General features: G+C 61.1%; 3 protein-coding genes and 2 pseudogenes. 1 reads left to right on the forward strand and 4 read right to left on the reverse strand.

Annotation, left to right across the window (positions count from 1 at the left end; translation table 11 throughout):
- Positions 1-426 (forward strand): annotated as a pseudogene (locus tag AC0L3B_RS38000) (IS3 family transposase); the annotation flags it as partial.
- A 69-nt stretch (positions 427-495) separates the two neighbouring features.
- Here the strand turns inward: AC0L3B_RS38000 and AC0L3B_RS38005 are convergent.
- The 4 genes and pseudogenes from AC0L3B_RS38005 to AC0L3B_RS38020 form a co-directional block, all read right to left on the reverse strand.
- The gene (locus AC0L3B_RS38005; protein WP_473382656.1) at positions 496-660 is read right to left on the reverse strand and encodes a hypothetical protein; all 165 of its coding nucleotides are present in this window, start codon (positions 658-660) and stop codon (positions 496-498) included.
- Positions 661-833: 173 nt separating this feature from the next.
- The gene (locus AC0L3B_RS38010) at positions 834-998 is read right to left on the reverse strand and encodes an ATP-binding protein (protein WP_473382649.1); all 165 of its coding nucleotides are present in this window, start codon (positions 996-998) and stop codon (positions 834-836) included.
- Positions 999-1540: 542 nt separating this feature from the next.
- Positions 1541-2233 (reverse strand): annotated as a pseudogene (gene tnpC, locus AC0L3B_RS38015) (IS66 family transposase); the annotation flags it as partial.
- A 12-nt stretch (positions 2234-2245) separates the two neighbouring features.
- A partial coding sequence (locus tag AC0L3B_RS38020) for a hypothetical protein (RefSeq protein ID WP_473382652.1) occupies positions 2246-2450 on the reverse strand: 205 nt, incomplete at its 5' end.

The following is a 2450-nucleotide window of genomic DNA, read 5'->3' on the forward strand; positions in this document are numbered from 1 at the left end:
AGCCTTCTTCGCGAAGGAAGCGACATGAAGTTCGTCTTCATCGCGAAGCACCGGAACGTCTGGCCGGTGGCATGGCTATGCGAAGCAATGGGCGTATCGCGGTCGGGCTTCCATGCCTGGCTGAATCGCTCGCCGAGCGCTAGATCCCGCAGCGACGAAGAGCTCGGCGGCAAGGTGGAGGCCAGCTTCACGGCGAGCGACCGCACCTATGGTACGCGCCGGGTGTGGCGTGATCTGCTCGCCTATGGGGCGGACTGTGGTCTGCACCAAATCGAACGGCTGATGCGCCTGCAAAGCTTTTGGGCGCGGCCGCGACGCCGGCGTTTGTCGAAGGACAACGGCGATCGGCAGCTCGAGACCGTGCCGGCGAACCTCCTTGGCATCGAGCACAAGATCAACCCGCCCCAGAACTTGCTCATCCTGGACGAGCTGTTTTGAGCGAACCCTGTGATGAAGAGCTCAAAGTGATCCCGCTCCTTGCGCCCTAGCATCTCGTTAGCTCCGCCGTTCGCGAATCGCCGACGAGAACAGAATCGGATTGCAGCCGTTCTTACGACCCCGCGCGGCACCCTGCCAGGAGGCGTTGAGCACCTTGGCGACGGTGGCCTTGCCCTCGTGGGCGTCGGAGACGACGAGTTTGACGCCGCGCGCGTATTGCACCGATGGTGATCAGCGATTCCAGGCGATGGTGAACACTTGCGGGGCGAACAGACCACGTGTTGATGTGTACTGGAAATGGTCTGCTTGCTCAGGATGGGTGGGAGGATTTGGAGATCGTTCCAGTGATCCGTGGGAGGGCCCCGCGAGTGGCGCGGAGTGGTCCCACGAGCGGCTCAGGACTTGCCGGTCTCGGTCGGACCGACGATGACGAGATGGTTGTGCCCGTGGATCCGTTGGCGGGTGACGAGGGTCTGAAAAAGGGAACGATCGAGACCACGTGCGGTGCGATAGTCGATATTCTCGATGGTAGCAGCCTGCCGGAGCTTGGCATTGCTCACGCGCCTTACGAGGCGATGATTATCACGGGAGGTGACCTCGCTATCGACGGAGGCCGAGCCAATCGAGGTGCGGTATATCGGCGGCCTCGGGATTGTTGTGCAGTTCGGAGGGTATCTGTCATGGCAGTTAGCCCGAGAGCTCGCAGGCGCTCGACGATCGGATGAATGAGCACGATGTCTCCTGATGAGTTGTGGTAATTGCGGCCGCGGATGTTGGCGCGGAGGAGGATGGGCGCCTCCCGGGCGCGAGGAGCGGCTTTGTCGGCGGCGCTCTTGAGCATGGCGGCGACCCACTTGTAAGAACGGGCATTGAGCAGCAGCGCCCAGTCGTCTCCTCGCAGTAGCGCTTGACCAGTCCAAGAATGCCGGCGGCGGAGCGGAAGCCCTGTTCCGGATGGGCGCGAGCGCAGGATGACCTCGATCAGGATCTTGGAAGCGGGCCGTACCTTGGTAGCTTCGGAGCAAATGCGCTCATTGGTCCAGCCGCGGTGTACGCATCCGGCCAGCACCCCGGGCAGGCGCGCGCCGGTCTGCCGCGGCGCTCAGGCAGCAGCCGCTTTAGACTGATGGGTCGTCTTCCAATTCCACGGGAGCAGGTCGGCGACTCTGTTGACTGGGTGATCTGGAAGCCTGGCCAACACGTCAGCGAGCCAGGCTTGCGGATCAACGTCGTTCATCTTGCAGGTTTCGATCAGGGTATAGACAGCGGCTGCACGATTGCCGCCAGCATCTGAACCGGCGAAGGTCAAATTTCGTCTTCCGATAGCCACACCGCGTAACGCTCGTTCGGCAGCGTTGTTCGAGAGGCAGATGCGGCCATTGTCTGGGAAGCGGGTGAACGCCGCCAGCGGTTGAGCAGGTAGTTGATCACCCTTGCAGTATCGTTGCCTGATGAGAAGCAAGGTTCGCTGCTGGCGCATCCAGATTTCGAGATCGGCGACGATAGGCCTCGACTTATCACGACGTGCCGCAAGCCGTCCCGGCGTTTTGCCGTTGATGGTGCGCTCGATCTCGAACAAGATATCGATGCGTCGCACGGCCTCGCCGGCAATCGGCGCCTCTCCAGATTTCGCCAGGTCGAAGAACTTTCTGCGGCCGTGGCTCCAACAGGCCGCTTCAAGGATCGGAACCGGCTTCCTTTGAGCCTTGTAGAGCTGGTTATATCCATCGAAGGCATCGGCCTGCATGAGGCCCACATAGCCGGCAAGATGGCTTTGCGGATGTTCTCCAGCCCGGTTGCGTGAGTACTAGAACAAGGCCGCCGGCGGATCCGTGCCGCCAAACGGCCGGTCATCGCGAACATAATGAGATGGACGGTCCCCGCCCTGATAAGCTGCGAAAGAGCACCCCAAGGAGGACAAGCTATGGCTATGACGACAATCGGGCTTGATATCTCGAAGAGCTGGTTTCAAATCCACTGGATTACGGCGGATGGAGAAATTATCCGCAAGA

This window comes from Bradyrhizobium sp. Kon56 (assembly GCF_055807635.1).